Annotated in this window: 29 protein-coding genes; 13 read left to right on the top strand and 16 right to left on the bottom strand. The window is 36.8% G+C overall.

What is annotated here, in order from left to right:
- Positions 1-60: 60 nt before the first annotated feature.
- The 5 genes from accC to AC1M87_RS00290 form a co-directional block, all read right to left on the bottom strand.
- Entirely contained in the window at positions 61-1,425 is a 1,365-nt protein-coding gene (gene accC / locus AC1M87_RS00310; RefSeq protein WP_035267832.1) for an acetyl-CoA carboxylase biotin carboxylase subunit, read from the bottom strand.
- A 15-nt stretch (positions 1,426-1,440) separates the two neighbouring features.
- Positions 1,441-1,860: an acetyl-CoA carboxylase biotin carboxyl carrier protein gene (accB, locus tag AC1M87_RS00305; protein WP_035267829.1), complete on the bottom strand. Its 420-nt coding sequence runs from the start codon at positions 1,858-1,860 to the stop codon at positions 1,441-1,443.
- A gap of 18 nt (positions 1,861-1,878) precedes the next feature.
- Positions 1,879-2,334 carry a type II 3-dehydroquinate dehydratase gene (gene aroQ / locus AC1M87_RS00300; RefSeq protein WP_035267826.1) on the bottom strand — a complete coding sequence of 152 codons (456 nt, stop codon included), beginning with the start codon at positions 2,332-2,334 and terminating at the stop codon, positions 1,879-1,881.
- 236 nt (positions 2,335-2,570) lie between these two features.
- Entirely contained in the window at positions 2,571-3,902 is a 1,332-nt protein-coding gene (locus AC1M87_RS00295) for a Y-family DNA polymerase (RefSeq protein WP_481592610.1), read from the bottom strand.
- Positions 3,903-3,930: 28 nt separating this feature from the next.
- Positions 3,931-4,548 carry a LexA family protein gene (locus tag AC1M87_RS00290; RefSeq protein WP_481592609.1) on the bottom strand — a complete coding sequence of 206 codons (618 nt, stop codon included), beginning with the start codon at positions 4,546-4,548 and terminating at the stop codon, positions 3,931-3,933.
- Positions 4,549-4,699: 151 nt separating this feature from the next.
- Between AC1M87_RS00290 and AC1M87_RS00285 the strand changes: the two genes are divergently transcribed.
- Positions 4,700-5,050, top strand: a complete 351-nt coding sequence (locus tag AC1M87_RS00285) for an immunity protein Imm33 domain-containing protein (RefSeq protein WP_035267817.1) — start codon at positions 4,700-4,702, stop codon at positions 5,048-5,050.
- Complete coding sequence (locus AC1M87_RS00280) at positions 5,050-5,421, top strand: hypothetical protein (RefSeq protein ID WP_481592608.1); 372 nt, start codon at positions 5,050-5,052, stop codon at positions 5,419-5,421. Before AC1M87_RS00285 ends, AC1M87_RS00280 begins: the two co-directional genes overlap by 1 nt.
- 247 nt (positions 5,422-5,668) lie before the next feature.
- Here AC1M87_RS00280 and AC1M87_RS00275 read toward each other — a convergent pair whose 3' ends face one another.
- From AC1M87_RS00275 to tusD, 4 genes are read right to left on the bottom strand one after another with little or no spacing between them, the layout of a single operon-like run.
- Entirely contained in the window at positions 5,669-5,992 is a 324-nt protein-coding gene (locus tag AC1M87_RS00275; RefSeq protein ID WP_035267814.1) for a TusE/DsrC/DsvC family sulfur relay protein, read from the bottom strand.
- 27 nt (positions 5,993-6,019) lie between these two features.
- Positions 6,020-6,319: a DsrH/TusB family sulfur metabolism protein gene (locus AC1M87_RS00270; protein ID WP_035267811.1), complete on the bottom strand. Its 300-nt coding sequence runs from the start codon at positions 6,317-6,319 to the stop codon at positions 6,020-6,022.
- Positions 6,320-6,324: 5 nt separating this feature from the next.
- Positions 6,325-6,675, bottom strand: a complete 351-nt coding sequence (locus tag AC1M87_RS00265; RefSeq protein ID WP_035267809.1) for a hypothetical protein — start codon at positions 6,673-6,675, stop codon at positions 6,325-6,327.
- Positions 6,676-6,719: 44 nt separating this feature from the next.
- Positions 6,720-7,088 carry a sulfurtransferase complex subunit TusD gene (tusD, locus tag AC1M87_RS00260; RefSeq protein WP_481592607.1) on the bottom strand — a complete coding sequence of 123 codons (369 nt, stop codon included), beginning with the start codon at positions 7,086-7,088 and terminating at the stop codon, positions 6,720-6,722.
- Positions 7,089-7,159: 71 nt separating this feature from the next.
- Here tusD and AC1M87_RS00255 point away from each other — a divergent pair, with 71 nt between their 5' ends.
- From AC1M87_RS00255 to AC1M87_RS00235, 5 genes are all read left to right on the top strand, one after another.
- Positions 7,160-8,161, top strand: coding sequence for an NAD-dependent epimerase/dehydratase family protein (locus AC1M87_RS00255; protein WP_180027829.1), 1,002 nt, complete (start codon positions 7,160-7,162; stop codon positions 8,159-8,161).
- Between the two features lie 110 nt (positions 8,162-8,271).
- Positions 8,272-9,666: a class II fumarate hydratase gene (fumC, locus tag AC1M87_RS00250; RefSeq protein ID WP_481592606.1), complete on the top strand. Its 1,395-nt coding sequence runs from the start codon at positions 8,272-8,274 to the stop codon at positions 9,664-9,666.
- A gap of 368 nt (positions 9,667-10,034) precedes the next feature.
- Positions 10,035-10,982 carry a DUF4760 domain-containing protein gene (locus tag AC1M87_RS00245; protein WP_481592605.1) on the top strand — a complete coding sequence of 316 codons (948 nt, stop codon included), beginning with the start codon at positions 10,035-10,037 and terminating at the stop codon, positions 10,980-10,982.
- Positions 10,983-11,124: 142 nt separating this feature from the next.
- On the top strand, positions 11,125-11,616 hold the full coding sequence (locus AC1M87_RS00240; protein WP_481592604.1) for a hypothetical protein: 492 nt from the start codon (positions 11,125-11,127) through the stop codon (positions 11,614-11,616).
- A gap of 245 nt (positions 11,617-11,861) precedes the next feature.
- On the top strand, positions 11,862-12,464 hold the full coding sequence (locus AC1M87_RS00235; RefSeq protein ID WP_481592603.1) for a nitroreductase family protein: 603 nt from the start codon (positions 11,862-11,864) through the stop codon (positions 12,462-12,464).
- Positions 12,465-12,512: 48 nt separating this feature from the next.
- On the opposite strand, the gene AC1M87_RS00230 is transcribed toward AC1M87_RS00235, so the two are convergent.
- From AC1M87_RS00230 to AC1M87_RS00215, 4 genes are all read right to left on the bottom strand, one after another.
- Complete coding sequence (locus AC1M87_RS00230) at positions 12,513-13,721, bottom strand: MFS transporter (RefSeq protein ID WP_481592602.1); 1,209 nt, start codon at positions 13,719-13,721, stop codon at positions 12,513-12,515.
- On the bottom strand, positions 13,718-14,167 hold the full coding sequence (locus tag AC1M87_RS00225; protein ID WP_481592601.1) for a MarR family winged helix-turn-helix transcriptional regulator: 450 nt from the start codon (positions 14,165-14,167) through the stop codon (positions 13,718-13,720). Before AC1M87_RS00225 ends, AC1M87_RS00230 begins: the two co-directional genes overlap by 4 nt.
- Before the next feature lie 100 nt (positions 14,168-14,267).
- Complete coding sequence (locus AC1M87_RS00220) at positions 14,268-14,822, bottom strand: thermonuclease family protein (protein ID WP_481592600.1); 555 nt, start codon at positions 14,820-14,822, stop codon at positions 14,268-14,270.
- A gap of 141 nt (positions 14,823-14,963) precedes the next feature.
- Positions 14,964-15,878 carry a LysR family transcriptional regulator gene (locus tag AC1M87_RS00215; RefSeq protein ID WP_481592599.1) on the bottom strand — a complete coding sequence of 305 codons (915 nt, stop codon included), beginning with the start codon at positions 15,876-15,878 and terminating at the stop codon, positions 14,964-14,966.
- A gap of 89 nt (positions 15,879-15,967) precedes the next feature.
- Between AC1M87_RS00215 and AC1M87_RS00210 the strand changes: the two genes are divergently transcribed.
- Genes AC1M87_RS00210 through AC1M87_RS00195 form a run of 4 tightly spaced genes read left to right on the top strand, consistent with a single transcriptional unit; the run spans position 15,968 to position 19,828 of the window.
- On the top strand, positions 15,968-17,209 hold the full coding sequence (locus AC1M87_RS00210; protein ID WP_179997995.1) for an acyl-CoA dehydrogenase family protein: 1,242 nt from the start codon (positions 15,968-15,970) through the stop codon (positions 17,207-17,209).
- Positions 17,210-17,236: 27 nt separating this feature from the next.
- Positions 17,237-18,358 (top strand): phosphotransferase family protein, encoded by a 1,122-nt coding sequence (locus AC1M87_RS00205; protein WP_481592598.1) that lies wholly within the window; start codon positions 17,237-17,239, stop codon positions 18,356-18,358.
- Positions 18,355-19,053 (top strand): histidine phosphatase family protein, encoded by a 699-nt coding sequence (locus AC1M87_RS00200; RefSeq protein ID WP_481592597.1) that lies wholly within the window; start codon positions 18,355-18,357, stop codon positions 19,051-19,053. The genes AC1M87_RS00205 and AC1M87_RS00200 overlap by 4 nt, the downstream gene beginning before the upstream one ends.
- Positions 19,054-19,084: 31 nt before the next feature.
- Positions 19,085-19,828 (top strand): SDR family oxidoreductase, encoded by a 744-nt coding sequence (locus AC1M87_RS00195; protein WP_179997992.1) that lies wholly within the window; start codon positions 19,085-19,087, stop codon positions 19,826-19,828.
- A 24-nt stretch (positions 19,829-19,852) separates the two neighbouring features.
- Here AC1M87_RS00195 and AC1M87_RS00190 read toward each other — a convergent pair whose 3' ends face one another.
- Entirely contained in the window at positions 19,853-21,223 is a 1,371-nt protein-coding gene (locus AC1M87_RS00190) for an alpha/beta hydrolase-fold protein (RefSeq protein WP_481592596.1), read from the bottom strand.
- Between the two features lie 154 nt (positions 21,224-21,377).
- Here AC1M87_RS00190 and AC1M87_RS00185 point away from each other — a divergent pair, with 154 nt between their 5' ends.
- Positions 21,378-22,100 (top strand): SGNH/GDSL hydrolase family protein, encoded by a 723-nt coding sequence (locus tag AC1M87_RS00185; RefSeq protein WP_481592595.1) that lies wholly within the window; start codon positions 21,378-21,380, stop codon positions 22,098-22,100.
- Positions 22,101-22,113: 13 nt separating this feature from the next.
- The gene (locus tag AC1M87_RS00180; protein ID WP_035267781.1) at positions 22,114-22,701 is read left to right on the top strand and encodes a uracil-DNA glycosylase family protein; all 588 of its coding nucleotides are present in this window, start codon (positions 22,114-22,116) and stop codon (positions 22,699-22,701) included.
- 29 nt (positions 22,702-22,730) lie between these two features.
- On the opposite strand, the gene AC1M87_RS00175 is transcribed toward AC1M87_RS00180, so the two are convergent.
- Positions 22,731-23,168, bottom strand: a complete 438-nt coding sequence (locus AC1M87_RS00175) for a hypothetical protein (RefSeq protein ID WP_179997989.1) — start codon at positions 23,166-23,168, stop codon at positions 22,731-22,733.
- A 90-nt stretch (positions 23,169-23,258) separates the two neighbouring features.
- The gene (locus AC1M87_RS00170; protein WP_481592594.1) at positions 23,259-24,803 is read right to left on the bottom strand and encodes a phospholipase D family protein; all 1,545 of its coding nucleotides are present in this window, start codon (positions 24,801-24,803) and stop codon (positions 23,259-23,261) included.
- Between the last annotated feature and the right edge of the window lie 79 nt (positions 24,804-24,882).

Genomic DNA, 24,882 nt, shown 5'->3' with positions numbered 1-24,882 from the left:
CTTCAATAAAAAAAAGCCTCCTGAAAAAGAGGCTTTTTTATTCATCTTGTAAAGCTGTAATTACTCAGCTTCGCTATGTCCTTGTACCTGTTTCAACAAATGTTTCTCTAAGTAGTGAATATCCATAGCCTGTTCTGCAAAGTTCTTATCTTCAAGGATGAGATCTTTGTGTAGCGGAATATTGGTTTTGATTCCAGTTAAGATCATTTCATCTAAGGCTTGTTTCATACGAGCCAAAGCGGTTTCGCGATCTTTACCATGTGCGATTAATTTAGCAATCATCGAATCATAGTAAGGTGGAATGCTATAACCTGGATAGATATGAGAATCTAAACGGATGCCTGCACCACCTGGTGTGTAGAATTGCTCGATTTTACCTGGTGATGGGAGGAAGGTGGTTGGATCTTCTGCATTAATACGGCATTCAATTGCATGACCGTGTACTTTGATTTGATCTTGTTCTAGATTTAAACCAAGACCAGCGGCTACACGAAGCTGTTGTTCAATAATATCGACACCCGTTACCATTTCTGTCACAGGATGTTCTACTTGAACACGTGTATTCATCTCAATAAAGAAGAACTCACCATCTTCAAATAAGAATTCGAACGTGCCTGCGCCACGATACTGCATTAATTCGCATGCTTTTACGCAAGCTGCTAAAATTTCAGCACGAGCTTCTTCTGGAAGGTTCGGAGCAGGAGCTTCCTCAAGAACTTTTTGATGACGACGTTGTAATGAACAGTCACGATCATATAAATGTACGGCGTGACCATTACCATCGCCAATCACCTGTACTTCAACATGGCGTGGCTTTTGAAGGAAACGTTCCATGTAAACCGTATCATCACCGAACCACATTTCAGCATCACGTTGAGCTGCTTGTACAGACTCCAACAGTGTATCAACACGTTCAACAATTCGCATACCGCGACCGCCACCACCAGCAGCAGCTTTAACGATAAGTGGGAAGCCAATCTCTTTTGCTTCGGCCAAGGCATTGTTTGGTGTTACAGCATGAGCTGAACCTGGAACGGTTGGTACACCAGCTTTACGCATCGCCATAATCGCTGACACTTTATTCCCCATAAGGCGAATATGTTCAGGACGTGGACCAATAAAGATAAAACCAGAACTTTCTACAATCTCAGCAAATTCAGCATTTTCTGATAAAAAGCCATAACCTGGATGAATTGCATCTGCACCAGTCACTTCCGCTGCTGTAATAATTGCAGGAATATTTAGATAACTTTCGCTACTTGCACCAGGACCAATACAAACGGCTTCATCAACAAAGCGTAAATGCATGAGATCTTTATCGGCATCCGAGTAGATACCGACTGTTTTAATACCGAGTGTTTTGCAAGCACGTGTAATACGCAGTGCAATTTCACCTCGGTTGGCAATGAGAACTTTTTGCAACATACCAACCCCCAACGATTACGCGCGGTAGCGGAATAAAGGTTGACCGAATTGGATTACATCACCATTTTTAACTAAAATTTCTTCAATCACACCACTTTGAGTTGCCTCAATTGGGTTCATGATTTTCATTGCTTCAATAATTCCAAGCGTTTCGCCTGCTGAAACAGTTTGTCCTACATTTACAAATGGTGCTTCGCCTGGACTTGGTGCAGCATAGAACACGCCAACCATTGGTGAGGTTTCAACAGCACCACGAGAAGCTGGTTTCACAACTGGAGCTTCTGGCGCAGCAGATTGTATTGGTGCAACACCAGCGGCTACGATAGGATTACGACGCGCTAAAGCAATGGATTGATCACCTTCTTTTACTTCAATAGATTGAAGATCCGATTCAATCATTAAGTCGATGAGCTTTTTAATTTTGCGAATATCCATGAATTCGTATTCCTAAGGTTAAAGATGTGTAGAAGTTTGAATTTTTTGCACGGCATGAGTTAATGCAAATGAATAACCCTGTGCGCCTAGTCCACAAATGACACCGACAGCTTTATCTGAGAGATAAGAGTGGTGTCTAAATGCTTCACGTGCGTGAACATTTGAAAGGTGAACTTCAATAAATGGGATCGCAACACCTAATAGGGCATCACGTACTGCTACTGAGGTGTGGGTCAGTGCAGCAGGATTGATGATGATAAATTTTATACCATCAATTTGGGCTTGATGAATTCGGTCGACAATGGCACCTTCCCAATTGCTTTGGAAGGTTTCAAGTTGAATTGAACTTTCTTGAGCTTGCTGTATGAGTTGATGATTGATATCGTCTAAAGTTAAATGTCCGTAAACTTCAGGTTCTCGCTTTCCTAGCAAATTTAAATTTGGTCCATGTATGACCAAAATGGTCGAACTCATGAAGACAGCTCCAATATGAAAGTTGCAATATAACCTTGCGAGATGTCTGCAAAGTTTGCATATTATGGCATGTTTTTAAGCTTTTCATTTATATTTTGTTTCAAAAATAGCAAAAAAACAATGTCGTCAATGAGCTGTATTTTGAGAATTTTGCAGTCAATTGGCAATGTTAAAAAATTACATTTTTCTTTTAATTCTTCGAGTCTGCTATTTTAAACCGAATTGACCAAAAGTATTCATTTGTTTTGTGTAACCGCCATATGTGAGTCATCAATATTCAGCATTTCTGACCATGAGGTGGTATAGCGTGGAGAGTGGTGCAATTGCTTCATTTTCCATTGTTGTTGATTGGTATGATAGCCCACTTGAATACAATGCTTTCCAAAGCGGTTTTTCATAGCGCCAATTGTTGTCATGAGTGAATCTCGCTGCTGGATTAAATCATGAGGCTGCCAAAGGTCGTGTGTATGTGTTTTTTTAGCACTCAAAGCAGAAAACATGACGGAAACTTTTACATAACGTATATTTTCTTTAAATAAAACATCAATTTGCTGTTGTGCTGCATGCGTCAGGATTAATAAATCATCCGTCGGATATTCCAAACCAATTACATGAGAATGTGATTTCTTGAATGGTTTTACTGGAATTTTTTCATAAAGAGACACATGGACACAGGCGCATAATTGTTCTTGCTTGGTTAAACGCTCATGAGCCCGACTTAAATGAAAAATCATGGCTTGCTTGATTAATGCTTTATCCTTTAATGCTGATGCAAAACTTCGTGATGCTAAGATTCGTTTAGACGGTAAATCAGGATCTTCTAGTGAAATACAGGACTGACCTTTTAGCTCACGAATGGTACGCCCCATGAGCACTGAAAACTGCTTCATCAAATAGTGTTCATTGGCAAAAGTTAAGTCATAGCAATTATAAATACCGTAACTTTCAAGTTGTTTACTAATTTTTCGACCTACGCCCCAAATTTCCGATGCTGAGGTTTCTATAAGTAATTGATCAAAACTGCATGGATCCAAATCCAATAAAGAACACACTCGGTTAAAACCAGAACGTTTTTTGGCAAAGTGATTGGCGAGTTTAGCTTGTGTTTTACTGTAACCAATCCCGATACAACAAGGTAAACCGATCCATTGTTGAATACGGTCGACTAATTCTCGACAAAATTTTTCTAAATCAAAAAGACTTTGATAATGTGTTAGACGAATAAAACATTCATCAATTGAATAGGGCTCTAGATCTGAATCTGCATGAAAGTGTTGCTCTAAAATAGTGAAAAAACGACTAGACATATCGCCGTAGAGGGCATAGTTGCTTGAGAATACTTTAACACCAGCTTTAAGCATATCTTTTTCAATTTCATACCATGGCACGGCCATGCCAATATTGAGAGCTTTCGCTTCCTCACTACGGGATACGACACAACCATCGTTATTACTTAAAACAACGACCGGTTGACCATTTAAACTTGGATTAAATACACGCTCACAACTGACATAGCAGTTATTAATATCAATGAGCGCAAAAATCTCTTGATGATAAATATTTTGCATAGGAGTAGGGTGAACTGCTTAGATCAATTTATTTCAGTTTTTTTAAAATACAAGTCACTACACCCCAGACCATGATTTGTTCTTCGCTACGAGGATAGATGTCAGGGTAGTCTGGATTCTCGGCTTTTAACCATAAAAGGATCGTTCTATCATTTTGTTTTTCTAACATTAATCTTTTTACTGTGAATTCATTATTAATCAGCGCCAAGACGATATCACCATGTTCTGCATTCAAACTCCGGTCAATCAAGATTTGATCACCAACTTCAATCCCTGCATTTTTCATTGATAACGAATTTACGCGTAGTATAAAAGTAGAAGCTACGTTGTGAACCAAGTATTCATTTAGATCAATATGTCCTTCTACATAATCTTGTGCTGGGGAAGGGAAGCCTGCTGCCACAGATTCAATAGGATAGGCGATTTTTAAACGTGTTCTAAATTGGATTGGTGAAATTTCAATTTGTTGATTGAAATCATCTTCAGGTCGTATTTTTAACCATTCTTTAATTTGAATCACTTTTGATTCAGGAACACGCATTACTACTGTTTTTTCTGAAAACTGTGATTTTCGACCTGCATTGGCACGTTTACCACCATGTAGAGAAGCGGTATTTGTTGCTGAAATATTTGAATTGCTGCTCATATGAAATTCCCCCCATTTAATCTTGAATATGTAACAAAATCAAGATAGCAAAAAAACATTGTAAAAACAGATTGTTTCGTCGGATTGATTGTGCTTATACGACACTATGCTTAAAATTAGGTCTGAATTTATGATGAAAATGGAATCATCCATGTTGCAAGATTTTATTGAAGAGCAAAAATTAGTCTGTGAGGAGTTTGATTCTGCTTACATCAAAGTGAATGAAGATGATGTTGTTGCTGTGGCTAAGCATACTTTAGATCAAGAGCCAATCGTCGGTTTGCGTAATAAGCCTGAACCAGGTGAGAAAGTGGCATGGTTTATTTATGGTGGTGAATTAGGCGAGGGCGAAGATTTTTTTGAGACGATGACGGTGAAAGAGCTTGAAGAAATTTTACCCGATGCCATTCCATTTCTTGCATTGGAAACAGGTTTCCGTTTTATGATTGATCGAGATGATTATGAGGATGTTTGGAAAGCTGAGCCTGATTTAGGAATCTAATGCGCATGTTATGGGTGAGGTTGATTTTTTTAGGTTTAAGTTTTTTTATATCACAACAGGTTGTAGCGAATGATTTGATTGATGCACAACAAGTGTCGTATCAGCAAAAACTGGATCATGAAATGCTGCTGATCGAACAAACCAAGCAGATTTTAGATGATGAACACAGTACAGCCACAGCGATGGAGCAACAACTTGCTTTATGTGGAAGGTTAAAGGCCTATCAAAACATTGTTGGTTTAGCAGACGAGTTTATTCAAGTTGAACAAGCACATGTAATGAAACGTATTGCGCAATTTTATTTAAATCAACAATCTACGAGTTTTCAACAATCGGGCATGACAATTGATGATTGGTGTAGCGCAAACTAGCAAATTTGTCAGATATTGATATGAATTTGGACTGAATTGATAACTCGAACTTTATTATAATTTTTTGCGTTGAGTTGACGTATTCCAATTTCCCTGATTGACACGCGACATCTTAACCATCATTAGTCTAGGTGATGTCTAAACCCGCTGAATAGCGGGTTTTTTAATGTCTATTTCACTGATTAATTCATTTTTTAAAGCTACGAACTGACTCGATATGCTATGTAAATCAAAAAGTAGTTTTGGTTTACAAACAATTGGCAGGCTTTGGTATTCCGGCTAATCGACTTAGATGGCGAGCAACTAGGCCTGTTTTAAACTTTTCTTGCAATACTGCATTATCAATGTCAGCGCTGACGTGTTTCATTAAAAATTTGATTAAGGGACGAGTTGCAGGAGAATGACCAAATTGAGCGTAGAACTGACGCACCGCATGCAATACTTCGAAATGCCAAGCTGTTAGCTCAAGCTCGAGCGTATTCGCGAGTACTTGCGCTACATTTTCATTCCAAATGGTATAGTCAACTAAATGACCATCTTGATCGAGTTCAAGGGATAATTCAGTGGTCATGGTAAAACCTAAGTCAATAAATTTGTTTTATTTAAGGCTAATACAGCGTGTAAAGCCCAGAATGATATCTGCAAAAGTGGTGTAATCAATCACTTCAATTTGAAAATACTCGCCGTTCAATAGATGCGAAGGTAATAACTCAGCATCTCGATCTAAAACGTAGACCTTGTTTTGAATCGTAAGTACAGATGGTGTAAACAATGCCAACACCGCATCCCCCATAAGCACTAAAGCATCATTGGTATCCAGTGTTTTTTGAACCTGTTGAATACAATGTTCAGTATTTGCAAATTGAGATTGTATTAAATAAAGCGTTTTATCGGTCATATGAGTTACCAATACAGCACATGGTCAAAGCTTTGAATTAACTCTTTATTAAATTCAATAAATTTAATTTCATGCGTAGTATGTTGAACAAAGGGATTATCTTGTTGATTTGATTCAACCAAAATAGGGCTTAGATCATAAAACTCAAAGCTATCGACGAGGTTGGAAGCCAGTTTAAACGCATGTTTAATGGGTTCGAAGCTTAATTCGGAACGGAGTAAACTTAAGGCTGCGCCTTGCAATAAAACTTTTACTTCAGCGCCAAAAGTTGCTAAAACCATGGTTGCAGAAAGGCTCTCATGAACTTGTAGCGAGTTGAGATTTGATTGGGTTAATATAACCAGTACAGATTTCACACAATTTACCTTTCAATTGCAACAATCAATGAAAAATGAATAATTTAGAATTGAACTAGACGTGCTGAAGATGAGACAGCATCTGCCAATTCACCGAGTCCTACCAGCTGAAAACCTTCAGCCAGATTATGGGACTCAATGTGATGGCGTTGAGCATTTTCAGCATCAGTGATTCCACGTGCTAGGGCAGCACTTACGCAAACAGGAAGTTTGATATTTAATTTTTGCCACTCTTGTGTGAGACTTCTTTGATCATCTGGCGACCACTGTAAGTTGTTTGCAACTTGAACGCCGTCTTGATAAAAGAAAACTCGAAAAATTTCGCCTTTCGCTTGCAATGATTGTGCGAGTCCTAATGCATGCCAAGCATGGATTGAGCTAGGTGCCGAGGTAATTAGTAATAACATACTCATTTAAAACTTCGCATAGGGTGATCAAACTGAAAATAGCTTGTTCAGGCTTTTAAACAAAAAGGTAGTATACAATGATTTTAGTGACAGGTGGATTAGGCTTTATAGGTTCACACGTTGTTTTAAGCTTATTGGCACATGGTCAAGAAGTCGTCATTGTAGATAATCTTGCCAATGCGAATTTACAAACACTTGAACGTCTTGAATACATTTCTGGAATGTATGTACCTTTTGTAAAGCTAGATGTTAGAAATACGCCTGCTCTGAATAAAGTTTTTGAGCAGTACTCAATCCGTGCTGTTATACATACTGCAGGATTTAAGTCTTTAGAGGAGTCTCGCTTAAAACCGCTTGAATATTATAATGATAATGTCAGTTGCATTATGAGTCTGATGCGTGCAATGCAACGAACTGGTGTACGAACATTATTGCATCTTTCAAGTATGGCGGTTTATGGCACTTCGAGTTTGAATCTAAATGAAGAACATCCTCTCAATTTTGCCAATCCAAACCCTTATATTAAATCCCAGCAAATGATTGAAGAGATCATCCGTGATACCTCTAAAACGGACGAAGAATGGAGTATTGCGATCCTGAGACTAGCAAATGTAGCTGGTGCTTTTGAACATGGAGTTTTGGGTGAAGTGGTTGCCCCTTTACCTAAAAATATTTTGCCTTTGGTGTTACAAGTCGCAGCCATGCAGCGCGATTCCATTCAATTACAAAAGAATGCCAAGACAAAAGACCAAACGGTTGAACGAAGTTTTGTGCATGTCATTGATGTGTGTGAGGCAGTCATTGCAACTTTAAAGTGGTTATTTAATCAAAGATCAACGTGCGAAGCATTTGATATCGCAGGTCAGCCAACTTCAATTCAAAACTTGATTAATACGGTAGAAAAAGTGACTGAAACAAAAATTCGAATTGAGGAAACTGATTATGTTTTCCAAGAATTAGATCAAATTGGTTCGAATAGTTTAAAAGCATTTGAATTATTGAAATGGAAAGCACATCGATCACTAGAACAAATGATTGAAGATCAATGGCGATACTATCAAAGCACCTTTAATAATTAAAATGATAATCATTTACATTTATGGTTTTTTTGATTAGCATCAAATCAACGGTGGATGAATCCGAATCAAACATGATTCTTCCAAGAAATAGCGAAATATTTGAGGCTGATATGCAAACACGTATAGAACACGACACGATGGGTGATGTAGAAGTACCAAGTGATGCGATGTGGGGGGCTCAAACCCAGCGCAGTTTGCAAAATTTCAAAATTGGTGGTGAGCGACTTCCTCGTGCGATGATCCGTGGTATGGGGCTGGTCAAAAAAGCGGCTGCACTTACTAATGCTGAGTTAAATCAGATTCCTGCTGAATTGGCGAATTATATTGTGGGTGCTGCAGAAGAAGTGATTACGGGGCAATGGGACAGTCAATTTCCATTAGTAGTATGGCAAACAGGTTCTGGTACTCAAAGTAATATGAACTGTAATGAAGTCATTGCAAATATTGCGAATCAAAAACTGGGTAATCCGCTTGGAGCACAGAAACCCGTTCATCCAAATGATCATGTTAATCGAGCTCAATCTACAAATGATTCGTTTCCAACAGCGATTCATGTCGCTGCTAGTTTACAGATCAATGAGTTACTGATTCCAGCAGTTCAAGCTTTACGTGAAACTTTACATCAGAAGTCTCAAGAATTTTCAAATATCGTTAAGATTGGGCGTACACATTTACAAGATGCAACGCCGTTAACTTTAGGCCAGGAATTCAGTGGTTACGTATCCCAACTCGATCATGGATTAAAGCGTCTAGAGCAAGCTTTAGAAGGGTTATATGAATTGCCATTAGGTGGTACAGCTGTCGGTACAGGTCTAAATGCTCATCCTGATTATGCTATAAATGCAGCAAAAAAAATGGCTGAGCTTACGGGTTTACCTTTTGTGACTGCACCAAATAAGTTTGAAGCACTAGCAGGACGTGATGCTGCAGTATTTGCTTCTGGCGCACTGAAAACACTTGCTGCGAGTTTAAATAAGATTGCCAATGATATTCGTTGGTTAGCGAGTGGTCCTCGTTGTGGTTTTGGGGAGATTCGTATTCCTGAAAATGAACCAGGTTCGAGTATTATGCCAGGTAAGGTGAATCCTACTCAAAGTGAAGCTATGACGATGGTTGTTGCGCAGGTTTTGGGTAATGACACGACAATTAATATCGCTGGTGCTTCAGGTAATTTTGAACTAAATGTTTTTATGCCGGTTATTGCTTATAATTTACTGCAATCAATTCAACTGCTAGGTGATGCATGTAATAGCTTTAATGAGCATTGTGCTGTGGGGATTGAGCCAAACCAAGATAAGATCGATTATTTCTTGCATAATTCGTTGATGCTAGTGACTGCATTGAATCCTGTGATTGGTTATGAAAACGCGGCAAAAGTTGCTAAGACAGCATATAAGGAAGGAAAGACTCTGAAACAAGTTGCTGTAGAGCTGAATTTAGTCACAGCTGAGCAGTTTGATGAAGTCGTTGTACCTGAGAATATGGTTTCACCTAATGTGAAGTGATTTTGATTTGGTGAATTTTATGATTTGAATGTTGATAACATATATTGACAAGCAACTGTCTTTAATATATTGACCAATTATTCATTTCAGAATACTATTTATATAACGACCTTTCATACGTCACTTAAGGCTTTTACAAAGGAGACAATCATGAATAATTATAAAGCTCGTCTAATCCTTGAAGAAGGCTATGGATTAGGTTGAGACTCATTTAAATTTGTGTAATAAAAAAGCATCCATTAGGGTGCTTTATTTTTGAGTAAAATAAAATTGAATTACTTTGGCTTTGTTGCACAAAGACTTCATAACTATATGATTTTAAAGGTTTTGATTATTTTTTGATCCAAAATTAAATTTATTTAAATCAGATGCTTACATATTTATGCAACAAAGCCAATTACTTTTATACTTATCTTCTGATAATTCCATATGTCACTGTAATTGCTTATTTTTATATTTATCGTAGAGATAATTTCTTTATTAAGATTAGAAGTAGTAATCAACTCCTTCTCATCTTAATTTTATTAGGTATCACGTTTTTAGAAATATTAATTTGGAAAAGTTTTTTTGAAGATTATAAATTTCTAAATTTTGATATAGAAAATACAGATGGGCAGTTTAAAACGACAGCATTAGTTACGGTTTTAGCAGCTATAGCTGCCGTTTTTGGTTGGATTTTTACTTCAAGGGTGCAAATTATAAACACTATAAGAAGTCATTCAGTACAAGTATTGATGAATAGTAGGAATTCTACTGCGTATATTGCTAAGGTTGATATTGCAACCAAAATAAGAAGGAATTTGGGGAAGGATCAAAACGTAGAGTCAAAAGATAAAGTGCAATTGACTAGAGAAAAATTTAATTCATTGGAAGATGAGGAAAAATCGGCTGTAACATATTTATTAAATTTTTTGGAATTTGTAGCAATTGGAATCAGACATAACAACTTAGATGAAGGCTTAATAAAAAGTAGTTTCAAATCAATACTTAAAGCTAATTACAATCTCTTCCAACCTGTAATTGAATATTTAAGAGAGATTGATAGTCCTAAAATTTACAATCAACTCGAAATTTTGCATAAAAGGTGGGAAGAGAACAAAAAACCAGAATGTATCAATTGTAAGCAAGGTATTGATGATGAAGTTCAGAATAGAAAGAAACATAAATTTAATAATCTTCGGAACATTACATTAACAATTTTAACGGGCTCAGGGTGGCTAATAATGATAGCTATCATGAGATTAATAGAGAAATTAACGAAATATTCAACAGAGGAAGATTTATTATGCGATAACTGCAAAACATTAAAAAAATAAGTAAAAACTTCATCACATAGTCATGTAATTATTATGAGATTGATTAACTCGTCACAATTGTTAAAATACACATTGCTTTTAATTGCTGTTGTATCAAAGTTCTTATCTTAGACTTAAGACAGCCAATCTACGGAAATTTTCAATGCTCGATATATATTTAACAGATGTTCAAAAAAAATTTCAATTTCAAGATTATCCAGGTGAACATCCTGTTAAATTTATTCTTAACTTTAAAAAAATCTTCCCAAGTATTATGGAATTACTACTTCCTGTTCTACCTAAAGATGAAAATCTAGAAGACATGACATGGGAATCAACAACAAAAGATTTTGAAACTTTCAAACTGCTACTGACAGGTTGGGGTGTGATTGAACTGCGTCTGAATGCCATTACACAATTCAAAAATCGTGAATTTGCAGATCAGCTAGTAAAAACTGCTCAACAAAAAAGAGCGAAGTTTTCTAAAGAACAACCTAAGCTCAGTACGGTAGATTTAGACTATTTGTTCATGCATGAAGTTCATACGGCGATTGATGCTGAATTAGTGGAGTTAGGTGAAAAATTCTATTTGCCAACCTTACGCTCCCTATGGAAAAACCAAGTATCGGCTCAGGTTCTTGAAGCTAAATTTTAAGCTTACATATGCCAAGAAAAGCCCTCTATCATGGAGGGCTTTTTACTATTGGGTAAAAAAAATACGAATAAAATCAAATCTTCGAATTAGGGTTCAAAATGGATAAATGTTGGTCTGATAAATGCTTAATGTAACACTACAACATATTTGATTTGTTGAATATTTAATCTTTGGTTAAGTATTTCTAATGAATTAAAGGTCAGAATATCGTATTTCCCCGAGGAAATACCAAAGGATTTCAGAAAATGTCGAATCAATTTTTAGATTTAGTTAAAAAACGCCGTACGATTTATGCTTTAGGAAAAGCAGTTGAACAATCTCCTGAGTACTTAACAGATCTTATTCAGAATGCGATTAAACAAAGCCCATCATCTTTTAACTCTCAATCTTCACGTGCGGTGATTTTATTTAACGCTGAACATGAAAAATTTTGGGGCTTTGTGAAAGAGAAGCTAAAGTCATATGCAAAGGACGAGGCGAGTGCTGCAAAAACTTCTGCAAAAATGGATAGCTTTGCTGCAGGCGTAGGCACTGTATTATTTTTCGAAGAAATGGATACGATCACTGACTTACAAGAGAAATATCCTTCGTATGCGGAAAACTTTCCAATTTGGGCGGAACATTCAACAGCAATGGCACAGTTTACGGTTTGGACAGCTTTGCATACAGAAGGTTTAGGTGCAAACCTTCAACATTATAATCCGATTGTAGATGATCAAGTCCAAACTGAATGGGCTATACCAGCTTCGTGGAAACTAAGCGCACAATTGGTATTTGGATCTAAAGAAGGTGAAGCTTTCGATAAAGGCTATATTGACGACGCCACACGTTTTAAAGTGTTTAAATAAAATATGGAAAAGCACTCATTGGAGTGCTTTTTTAAACCCATAAATAGCCTAAGCAATATTCATATTTCGAACTTTTTTCCCATGTAATACATAATATAAGACAATGCAAAATAACGTCCCAATAGCACTATATAAATAGAGTTGTTGGTAACTGATCAAATCTAAAGCTAAACCTAAGAAATAAGGACCGAATCCCAAACCTGCATCTAAAAAGATAAAGTAAGTTGAGGTTGCAAATCCCATTCGTTCCAAACTAGTACTTTTCACTGCAATCGTTTGGCAAATTGACTGGATATTACCGTAGCCTAAACCTAATAATCCTGCGCAAATCAACAAAAGGCCCGAACTGTTAGCTTGGCTCAACAAGAAGAATGCAAGTGCCATAATGAGAAAGGCCGGATACATAATTATATTTTCGCCTTTCTTATCCATCAGTGGTCCCGTAATAGGACGAGAGAGCAGAATCGTCAACGCATAAATGAGAAAGAAAAATGATGCTGCTTCAACCAGATCAATTTCTTTGGCATAAAAATTAATAAACGATAGAACACCAGAGTAAAAGAGGGAGCTTACCAACATGATCAGAGCAATGGGTAAGGCGCTCTTTTCAATATATTGAGATAGAAAACTATTTTGTGTATGAATCTGATCAGGTATAGAAGGAACCTGATGCACTTGAGGAACTTGAATAAATAATGCTGTAATTAAACATAAAACTGCAAGGATTGAAGATAGGGCAAAAATAATGTTGTAACTGACATGAAGCATTAGCCAGATTGCCAAAAATGGTCCAATTGCAGTTCCTAAAGTACTACTCATACTGTAGTAACCTATACCTTCACCACGACGGGTTGCGGGAATAATTTGAGCGATAATTGTGCCAAATACGGTGGAGGCAACCCCCATCATAAAGCCATGCAAGAATCGAACGATTAATAAAGTTCCAACCTCTAAATGGAGAAAATAAAAGCCTGAAAATATGAGAAATCCAGTGAGTCCGACCAGCATGGTGACTTTAGAACCGAATTTAACGAGGAATTTAGCCACCAATAAACGACCAATCAGTGTACCCACAATAAAAAGTCCTGATACTAAACCAGCCTGCGCCGTCGTCGCTCCAAGTTCTGCTATCGAAAATCCCACAATGACAATGACGAGAAGATAAAAAGTCAGTACCAATTGAAAGTTAATTAAACTGACCAAAATAAAGTTACGTGTCCAAAGAGGCTGATTAACTTGATTTGAGGAAGTACTCATAACTCCTCCACGATATTTAAGCTTTTATCACGCTCTAAAATAGACAAAAACAGTTGAAGTGTCTCAGCACTTTGAGCAATGTCTTCAGGATTTACTTGATTCAAAAACTGTTGTTCAAATTGATCAATCTGAATTGTACAAATTTGATAAAGATCTCTACCTTTTTCGGTTAATTGAATTAATTTTTGGCGTTTATCAGATGATTCTAAAAACTGAATAACATCTAATTTATGTAAAGTATTAATGCGTTTTGCAATTGATGGTTTAGAAACATTGAGTTCATGAGCCAAATCAATTGAAGTGATGGAGTCATGATCATAGATATGATAAATCAACTGCCACATTGAATAGTTCAGTTGGTATTGAGCCAAGATATCATTTAAACGGTCACTAAAGAGTCGCGCACTTCGCAGTAATACGACACGGAATTTGAGAGAGTTTTGCATATAGTTAACCAAGCTAACTAGTTTGTTGGCTTGAATTTACGCTCAATTATTAGACGAATCAAGCGTAATGCACTTATTGATAATCAGGGTACTGAAAATATTAGCTTTTTTGTTTTCTAAAAGTACTTGGTCGAATAGGACGGGTCCCGCGCCAGAGACCTCGTTTATTGCGTTTTGCACTATCTTGTAGCGAGATCATATATTTTAATTGCTTTGGATCACGTATGTATTCTTCGTAAACCCACGCACCACCACGCCTCACTAATTCTTCATTCATATTCTTGCGATAGCGGTAGACCACACCCACGCAACGTCCATAACGATCAATATCCGTGATTTTTACACGAACAATTTTACCTTGAACCATTTTCTTAACTAAGCGTTGGGATTCAAGCCCGTAACTTTGATTAGATTCAGGCGCATCTACAAAAGCAAAGCGTAATTTAGTTTTAGAACGTCTTAGATTCAAACGATGGCAGGAGAGAGTGTCACCATCACTCACCGCTGTAACACGGCACCAATAAGTTTTTCCTTTTTTAAAAGGTTTAAATACTTGAAGAAGATAAATTCTTACTTGTCTAAAAATGATAAGAAGTAATAAGCATAAAATCGCACCTAGCCCAATAAGCCATGATGCAGGGAGTTGATCAAACATAGAAAACACAAGAAAAAACAAGCCTTAATATGATAAATCAACTCGAAGTGAGTGTTTGATTCAATATTGAACAGATGGTATTTACCACATATTTTCAAGAAAATAGCCTAAGTTTCATCTTCTATCACCGCTACAAATAGCCTAAGCATAAATTTTATTAATTTCTGAAATTAAATACTGAAACTTTTGATGCGATGCTAATTGTGAATTCCAATAAATTCCCATTTTCATTAAAGGCAGTTCAATAGGGAGTTCAGAAATTTTTAAATCTTGAGGTAATTTCAAATTTTTTAAAATACTAAAAGGTAAGGTTAGCAATGTGTCAGGATACTCCTTCAAAATTTGTAGTGCTGTTGAATAGTGTTGACAGCGTAAAAAAATATCACGTTGAATATTCAACTTTTTAAAATGTAAATCTTCAATAAGCACACCAGAATGCCTTGATGAAACACCAATATGTTGGGCATGTTTATATTGTTCTAAATTTTCGATGGTTGTCAAACCACATATGACAAAGCGATCATTCACTAAAGGGGTAAAATAAATTTTCTCATCAACTTTCTGTTGAAGATCGACCACTAAATCAAGTTGCTGTGATAATAAATCTTTTGCCCAGTTAGTTCGATCTAACTTGATACTTTGAAACCGTGTCGCCAGTCCAAGATCACGAAAATGACGAATTAACTGCGGAAAAATCAAAGGCTCAATTTCATCATGAATTGCTATACGAATAGATTGAATCGTCAGTGGATCAAAAGATATATGATGAGTCGAGATATGCTGAATTGCGATTAATGTTTCTTTTATTCGTGGATAAATTTGATGTGAAAAGGGCGTCGCAACCATCTTTATACCACTTCGGATAAAAAGATCATCTTTCAATTGTAATCTTAATCGCTGTAAAGCGTGACTAGCTGCAGATTGTGTAATACACATCAAATTTGCGGCTTTGCTGATACTTTGATGTTCGTATATCGCAATAAATAATGGATATAGATTGATATCAATGTGTGAAAAAGCGCTCAGATCCACAGATTCCTGATGAATTCTATTCATAAAGTAATATTTAAATAAATCATTTTATTCATAGTAGATTTCAAGCTATGTTGATGTAAAGCGTGATGAGAATATAGTTTGAGGGATTAATGTTTGAATTAACGGAAAAAGCTAAACACTTTTACGATTTAGCACAACGCTTTATTCAAGACGAAATAGAGCCTATAGAACAAGAATTTTGGCATAAAGTTCATCAATTAAATCCAAGTGATGATTGGACATCATGGACGTGGCCAGCAGAACTTGAAGTACTCAAACAAAAAGCTAAATCACAAAATCTGTGGAATCTTTTTTTACCAGACCCAGAATTTGGTCAAGGTTTAACAGTTCAAGAATATGCACACATTGCTGAGTTAACTGGCCGTAGTTTATTGGCTCCTACAGTTTTCAATTGTAATGCGCCAGATAGCGGTAATATGGAGTTAATTTGGCGCTATGGCTCAGAACAACAAAAAGAACAATGGTTAAAACCTCTCTTAGAAGGAAAAATTCGATCCGTATTTTGCATGACTGAACCAGAAGTTGCTTCTTCAGATGCAACGAACATGCAAGCTACTGCTGTAATTGAGGGAGACGAAATTGTTTTAAATGGACGCAAATGGTGGTCGTCGGGCTTAGGCGATCCTAATGCAAAACTCATTATATTTATGGCACATACACCAGACGCACATAAAGGTCGACATCAACAACATTCAATGGTTTTAGTTCCAGTTGAAACTGAGGGCGTAAAAATTGAAAGAATGTTACCTGTATTTGGTGATTATGATGCGCCACACGGTCATGGAGAGGTGACCTTTAATAATGTTCGTGTTCCAGTCACTCATATTATTGGTGGAGCAGGTCAAGGGTTTGAGATTGCACAGGGGCGACTTGGTCCAGGACGTATTCATCATTGCATGCGTTGTATCGGTGCTGCAGAGAAATCATTGGAATTAATGATTGATCGTGGAATGCAAAGAAAAGCATTCGGCAAGGAAATTTTGAAACTTGGTGGTAATTTGGAAAGAGTCGCGGAAGCGCGTGTTGCCATCGATCAAGCACGTCTCTTGACCTTATATGCGGCATATAAAATGGATAAACTGGGCAATATGGCTGCACTCACTGAAATCTCTGCAATTAAAGTCGTTGCACCTAGTGTTTTGGAAAAAGTTGTCGATATGGCAATGCAAATTCACGGCGGTGCAGGTTTATCTAGAGATACGCCATTGACAGGTTTTTTTGCACAAGCGCGTGCATTACGTTTGGCAGATGGGCCAGATGAGGTGCATAAAGGCATGATTGCAAAATTGGAACTTGCGAAACGTGGTTTTTCAACTCGTCATTCTCAATAAGATGCGTACTCGATTTAAGGAAGAAATATGTCAGTTATAGATACAGCAGGGCAAGTCAGACGTGGTGAAGAGCTCGATATCGTTTCAGTCACAACCTGGTTAAATCAAAATGGCGTGGAAGTGATTGAACCTGTAGAAGTTACACAATATTCTGGTGGAGCTTCGAACTGGACATACCGGCTCAAATATAGCAATGCAGATCTAATATTAAGAAGACCACCCGCAGGAACCAAAGCCAAATCTGCTCATGATATGGTTCGAGAACATAATGTTCAGAAAGCTTTAAAAGATCTATATCCAGTCGTACCCAAAATGCTGGCATTATGTCAGGATGAATCTGTACTCGGATGCGATTTTTATGTGATGCAGCGAATAGAGGGAATTATACCAAGGGCAAAGCTTCCACCAGAACTAAAACTCACTGAATTTGATGTGCATCAGCTTTGTATAAATGTTTTAGACAAATTGATTGAATTGCACCAAGTTCCTTATCAAGGAACAGCACTTGAAAAAATTGGAAAAGGTGAGGGTTACTGCCGTCGTCAGATCGAGGGTTGGGACAGTCGCTACGAAAAAGCCCATACTATCAATGTGCCGACCTTTATGTTTGTAAGAAATTGGCTTAAAGACAATATTCCTGAGGATTCAACCAACTGTATTATTCACAACGATTGGCGTTTTGATAATGTCATTTTGAATCCTCAACAGCCTACTGAGGTCATCGGGGTGTTGGATTGGGAAATGGCGACAATTGGTGATCCACTTATGGATTTAGGATCAGCCTTAGCATATTGGGTTGAAGAAAACGACAATATGATCTTTAAATCGACACGTCGACAACCTACACATCTTAAAGGTATGTTTACACGTAAAGAAGTTGTGGATTATTACCTAGAAAAAACAGGACTAAAGCCATCTAACTGGACGTTCTATGAAGTATTTGGGATCTTTAGATTAGCGGTTATAGCACAACAAATTTATTATCGTTATTACCATAAACAAACGGATAATCCTGCATTTAAGGATTTTTGGATTGTGATTCATGCATTACATATTCGTGCTTTAAAACTTATAGGTATACAAAAGCTTGAAGCGAATGAAATTGCAAAAACTTATCTCGCAAAATTACAGGATATTCTGCCAAGATGACGACAATATATTTGGTCAGACATGGTCAAGCTTCATTTGGTGCTGAAAGTTATGATCAGCTTTCTCAGAAAGGTGAAGTTCAAGCACGTGTGTTGGGACAATATTTTCAAAAGTTACTACAAGAGCGACCATATGTCATAGCTGGCTCGATGAAACGTCATCAGCAAACGGCGTATATCTCTTTGAATGAATGTTTTCCTGACAGTCAGATTGATATCGATCCACATTGGAACGAGTTCAATCATCAACAAGTGTTTGCAAAATATGAACCACGTTTTGCAGATCCTGCATTACTTAAAAAAGATGTTAGTCAAGCGGTAGATCCTCGTGCCTATTTAGGAAAAATTTTTGAAGGTGCAATTCAACGTTGGACTAAGGGGGATCATCATCATGATTATGATGAAAGCTGGCCTCAATTTCAGCAAAGAGTACTTCAAGGCTTGAACAAACTATGTATACAACTTGAAACAGAAAAATCTCGCTATGCCGTAGTTTATACGTCTGGTGGTGTGATATCTGTCGTTGCAGGGCATTTACTTGGTTTAAGTGCAGACAAAACTTTTGCATTGAACTGGGCAATCACTAATACCAGTTTTACCACCTTAAGATTAGTTGGTACCGAACCACAATTACTCAGTTTAAATGAACATCATTATTTAAAAGAACAGGATCGTGATTTGCTCACTTGGATTTGATCAAGGCTATATGCCATAGAGAGAAAATGGAATGAACAAAACTATATTAATTACAGGTGCAAGCTCAGGTATCGGTGCTGGGATGGCACAAGAGTTTGCAAAAAAAGGATATAACCTAGCGATCTGTGCTCGTCGTTTAGAAAGGTTGTATGCTTTAAAAGATGAAATAGAACAACGCTATCAGGTAAAAGTAAGTGCGAAGGTATTGGATGTCACGGATGATGAGCAAGTCTTCCGTGTATTTAAAGAGTTTAAAGATGAGCTAGGCACTATTGATCGAGTGATAGTCAATGCTGGTGTGGGCGAAGGACGTCGTATCGGTAAAGGTAATTTTGCGATTAATAAAGCAACAGTTGAAACTAATTTTATTTCTGCGATGGCACAATGTGAGGCTGCGGTCGAAATTTTTAGATCTCAAAATTCAGGACATTTAGTTGTAATATCATCGATGAGTGCTTTGCGTGGTATGCCAAAACATCTTACAGCTTATGCTGCCAGTAAAGCGGGAATTGCGCATTTAGCCGAAGGGATTCGAGCTGAACTTCTTGGAACACCAATTAAAGTTTCAACGATTTATCCTGGTTACATTCGAACTGAAATTAATGAAGGTGCTGGAAAATTACCTTTTGAGGTCGATCAAGCCACAGGATCACGACTATTAGCTGAAGCAATCGAAAAGCAACCAGTCAAAGCATATGTACCAAAGTGGCCATGGTTGCCATTGGGTTTTGCAATGAAGGTTTTACCGCTTCAGCTCGTCAATAAGTTGAGTTAAAAAAACGTCTTATAAATCCCACATTTAGTGGGATTTATTTTTAAAGAAATATTTCAAAGCATCCTGTATGACGATTTGCCAAACGGCATATGAATGTCCGCCTATATATTCTTGATAGTGAACATTGTGTCCCTGATCGATTAAATCCTGAGCGACAATCGGAGAGGTTTCTAGAATGCTTAAGCTATTATTTTGTCTCGAATATTCATAGCTATTGGCTGAAATATACCAATTGAGTTTCTTTGTATTGTCTAATGTTGAAGCTCTGATGAGTTTACTCATACCATTGATTGTATCGTTTGGATCAGATTTCCACCAAAATGAACCAGAAAGTGGCACGACGTGACTAATATCATTGGACGTTTTTAACGCCAAATAAGCAGAACTCAGACCACCTAAACTTGAACCCAATAAGACTGTTTTGTTGTGATCACGTTGGTAGGGCAAATATTGACTCATCCAAGGCAATAATTCTTCTTGAAAAAACTGTATGTATTCTGGATTGGGGCTAAGTTCTTTAGCACGTAATTGATCATTAGGATGTCCCACAAAAACAGCCTGTATAGGTGGGAGTTGCTGTTGTTGAACCAACTGATCTAATATCTGGGGAACTTTAACTAAATGCGCATATTGCTCACCATCAAAAAAAATCAGAGTGATATATGATTTTCCGACTTGAGGTGGAGTTGCATAAATCTGAATAAGACGATCATTTCCCAAAACTTTACTTTTCAACACGGAAGAAGTTAATTGTTTTTCACTTTTTTCAGCCATTTGAGTTGGATCAATAAAATTGGGCGCTCGACTGAGTTTTGCGATATTTTCATTCCTCAGCGTGGTATTCGTTTTTAAGGCAATGTTTTTAGAATCAAACCACTTATGAGGATTGAAAGGGTCGAGTTGTTGTACCTTTAAAATAGATCGACGCTGATCTCGTGATTCTTTTAAATTTGGGTTTAAATGTGGGCAGTAATTTGATAAATATCCATCGATATTCGGCGAATCCACAGCAAAACTATAACTTCCGATAAATCTTGAATCAACAATACTTTCTTTAAACCAAATATCAGTACCTTTAAGTCGAGTTAACCACTCATGATCATTACTCGGACCACCTATTAATCGCACATTGTGTTTTGCACCACGATATAAATAAATGACACGTTGGTGTGTTTCATTAAAATGTTCAATTATTGGGGTTTGATTTTTACGAATTTCCGACCAAAATTGATCGAGGAGATGATTTTTTTGATCAGGATGCATCTGAATCTTGTTTTGGATTTGCTGAAGCGCCTTACTTTTGGGATCCATATCCTCACATGCAGGGGCATAAGGTTGAGTGCTGACTTGTAATGAATGATTTACAGATAGATCAGCACTTACTGCGGAACTCATTAACATCAATATAGAAAAAAATTTGATAGGATGATTCATGGATTTTAGCTTTGAATTAATCATTGTAAATGATAAGTATTTTCAATAATAAATAGCAATGAAAATATTAAAAAATCGTTTAAAATAGGAAATATCAAAACCTAAAATCAAATACATGTTTCTTAAATTAGCGACAATCGCACTCATTCCAGCTTTACTTGTGCAAGGTTACCAAGTCAAGAAAAATACACCTCGTTTAGCAGAAGCTTTGGGGGAAAGAAATGGTTTGGTTGGGAATGGCCCTCAAATATCAATTTTAATTTTAGGTGATTCAGCTGCTGCTGGTGTGGGTGTGCAATTTCAAGAAGATGCGTTAAGCGGAACATTATTACAGGAACTTAGAGATCATTTTCAAATTCGCTGGTCATTAATCGCAAAAACTGGAAATTGTACTTCAGATGTGATTCGAACTATACATGCTATTAATGACGATCAGTTTGATATTGTAGTAACTTCGATAGGGGTCAATGATGTAACACAGCTCATCTCACCGCAAAAATGGATCTGCCTACAAGAACAATTATATTCACTGATCGCTGAGAAATTTTCACCCAAGCTCATTATCGCGACTGGAGTTCCACCGATGAATGAGTTTACTGCATTACCAAATCCTTTAGCTTGGTTGTTTGGAAAATATGCCTATCAAATGAATGTTGAATTGGAAAATTGGATTGAACCACAACCAAAATTTGAATTGGTTAAATATGATTTGGATGAGTATAAACAACTCAATTTGAAGATGGCTGAGGATGGATTTCATCCAAGTAAAGAAATCTATCAGCTTTGGGCAAAAAAAATTAGTTCGATTATTCAAAATCACTTTAGATCGAAAAGTTAGACCGAAATTTGATATGACTGATATCGAAACACATCCACTTGAGCCATTTGTACCTCAACAAGCCAAATTGCTCATGCTTGGCAGTTTTCCTCCGCCGAAAGCAAGATGGAAAATGGATTTTTATTATCCGAATTTTCAAAATGATATGTGGAAAATATATGGGTTGATCTTTTTTCAAGACTCTCATTATTTTCTAGACCGTGAAAATAAACAATTCAAAGAGCAAATGCTGAAAGATTTTCTAAATGAGTTGGGCATTGCAATATTTGATACAGCCTATCAAATACGGCGTTTGAAAGACAATGCCTCAGATCAATTTCTAGAAATCGTTACACCGACAGATATGTTTCTATTGCTTAAAAAAATTCCATATTGTCGAGATATTATGACCACAGGTGATAAAGCAACTGAGACCTTATTAAAGTCAATGAATGCATCTGTACACACTAAAGTTAAAATGGGTACAGTCGTGGATCTGCAATTTGATAACAAAGATATCCGAATTCATCGTATGCCATCTTCTTCAAGAGCTTATCCTTTAGCTCTCGAAAAGAAAGCCGAATACTATCGTGAACTTTTCCAGTCAATTGGATTAATTTAACAACCTGTTAAAGTCAATCGAGATGCTTATTACACATCATAATCTACATAATCCCACAAGTTTAAACGTGATTTAATTTCTTTACGAATATGTGGAAGCATATTGAGTAGAGTACCATCAATCCATAAAGATAATGCTTGAGCAGATAATTCTTGTCCTTCTTCATCAACTAAGCGGGCACCCTTCACAATCACGAGCGTTTGTTCTGAGACAGAGGTTTCAATGCCTTTGAACAAAACTTGTAACTCATGACCATTGTCTAAAATTAACCAAGCCAATTCAATTTGAACATTATGGTTAGATTTTAATGTGATAGAACCTTCAACTAAGTCTTCATCAGTAAGGCAATCATAATCAACACTAATTTTAGCTAAATACCATTCATGCTGAGATAAATCTTCAAGTGATAAAAAAGGGGTGAGTATGTCGTTCAGATTATACTGTCGACTAAGATCAAAAAATTGCATGGGAGTAGAGTAGAACCAAGGGTTCAAAAAATAAAACGTGAATAATAATGCAATTTATCCTGATTGTACAAACCAGTCACAACAAAGAATTTACATCATCCATTCGATTGGGAGATAGGACAAAGACTTGAACATAAATCTCTGAAAACGAGTCGTTTCAGGGTCATGATCATGTATTAACTTTTCTTCACCTCGTTGTTCTTCCCATCTTAAGTTTTGATGGGCATCCAAATGTAGTTGATAGGCAACTTTGGGAAGATTTTCATCTAAAGATTGAGATATCTCTGTTTTAAAATCGGCTGACTCAATGATCAGTCCAAGTTCAGTATTCAAATACGCTGAACGTGGATCAAAATTGAATGTTCCAATAAAAACTTTATCATCTACAGTAAAAAATTTGGCATGAAGACGCGACGCATTTTTTCCTTTCGCAGGAATAACATTACCCGTCATAATTTCATACCAAGTCCGATCAGATCGTTCAATATAAGGTTTAAACTCGTAAAGTTTTACATCTGACCTTAAGAGTGGGGTTCGATATTTTTGATAAAATGCATGAACAATCGGGACATCATTTGCCAAATATGAGTTTGTTAAAACTCGAACTTTGACATTCCGCTCACTCAATTGTTTGAGGAAAGACTCACCATGATCAGTAGGAACAAAATAGGCAGACACCAAGTTTATTTCTTGAGCAGGTTTCCTCATAATGGATTTGAACTGATTAAACAGCAGTTCATGGGATTGAGCTTTCGCTCTGATTTTATTGGGGCTGTCTGCAACAAAATGAGCTTTAGACCAACGAATAGGATGTTTTTTTAAATTTTCTTCTAAAAAATGTTCTGCTTGATCAATACGTTTTTTAGTTTCAGCACCTTGAAAATTTTGCTTGGTTGAATAATGCGATCTTAAATACGCTAATTCTTTTTGAGACTCAGGAATTATTTGCTGAATATCATAACTCAGCTCATCATTCCAAAATTGGTGAAACACCGTGTTTGCAGCTGAAACTGATTGCCCTGCAAATAAAATATCCATATCCGCGAATTGAAAATTGTCACTGGCATCAAAATATTCATTACTGATATTACGCCCCCCAGTAACAGCAATCGCTCCGTCAGCAATAATCAGTTTGTTATGCATTCTATGATTGATTTTATTAAAGCGAAATACATAATCCAAAACTCTAAAGCTGCGAAATTTGTAGGGATTGAATAGCTTAATTTCGATATTGGGGTGTTCAGACAATGCACTTAAGGTCGAGTCTAATTGAGTGCCATTTTGATCATCAATTAACAGTCGAACCTTCACATTACGATCAGCTGCTTTAAGTAGGTCAGACAATAAATGCTGACCAATCACATCATTTTCCCAGATATAGTACTGTAAATCGATCGTATGTTGTGCTTCACGTATTAAATGAACACGTGAAGCCATACTCATAAAAGGATCATGAAGCGCTAAGAATGCAGTTAAACCTTGTTCAATATTGCGTTTTGTTTCTGGTGTATTGCTGAGCCAATGTGTGGTATGAGGTTGGATTGGGGCTTGTTTTATACTTGTATTCATCGCCAAATTACATCCAGTTAAAATAAAGAATGTGAGTAAACACAATATATATCGCAACATAAGCATCAAAGCTGTCGTTCCTAAATCTTATTGTTCAGTTGTATGGCTATAATATCATCAATCAAATAGTTGAATGTTTTTATCA

This window comes from Acinetobacter sp. 24-47-62, assembly GCF_056779765.1.
The sequence above is the reverse complement of the archived record's forward strand: the minus strand, read 5'-3'. Positions and strand labels throughout refer to the sequence as shown.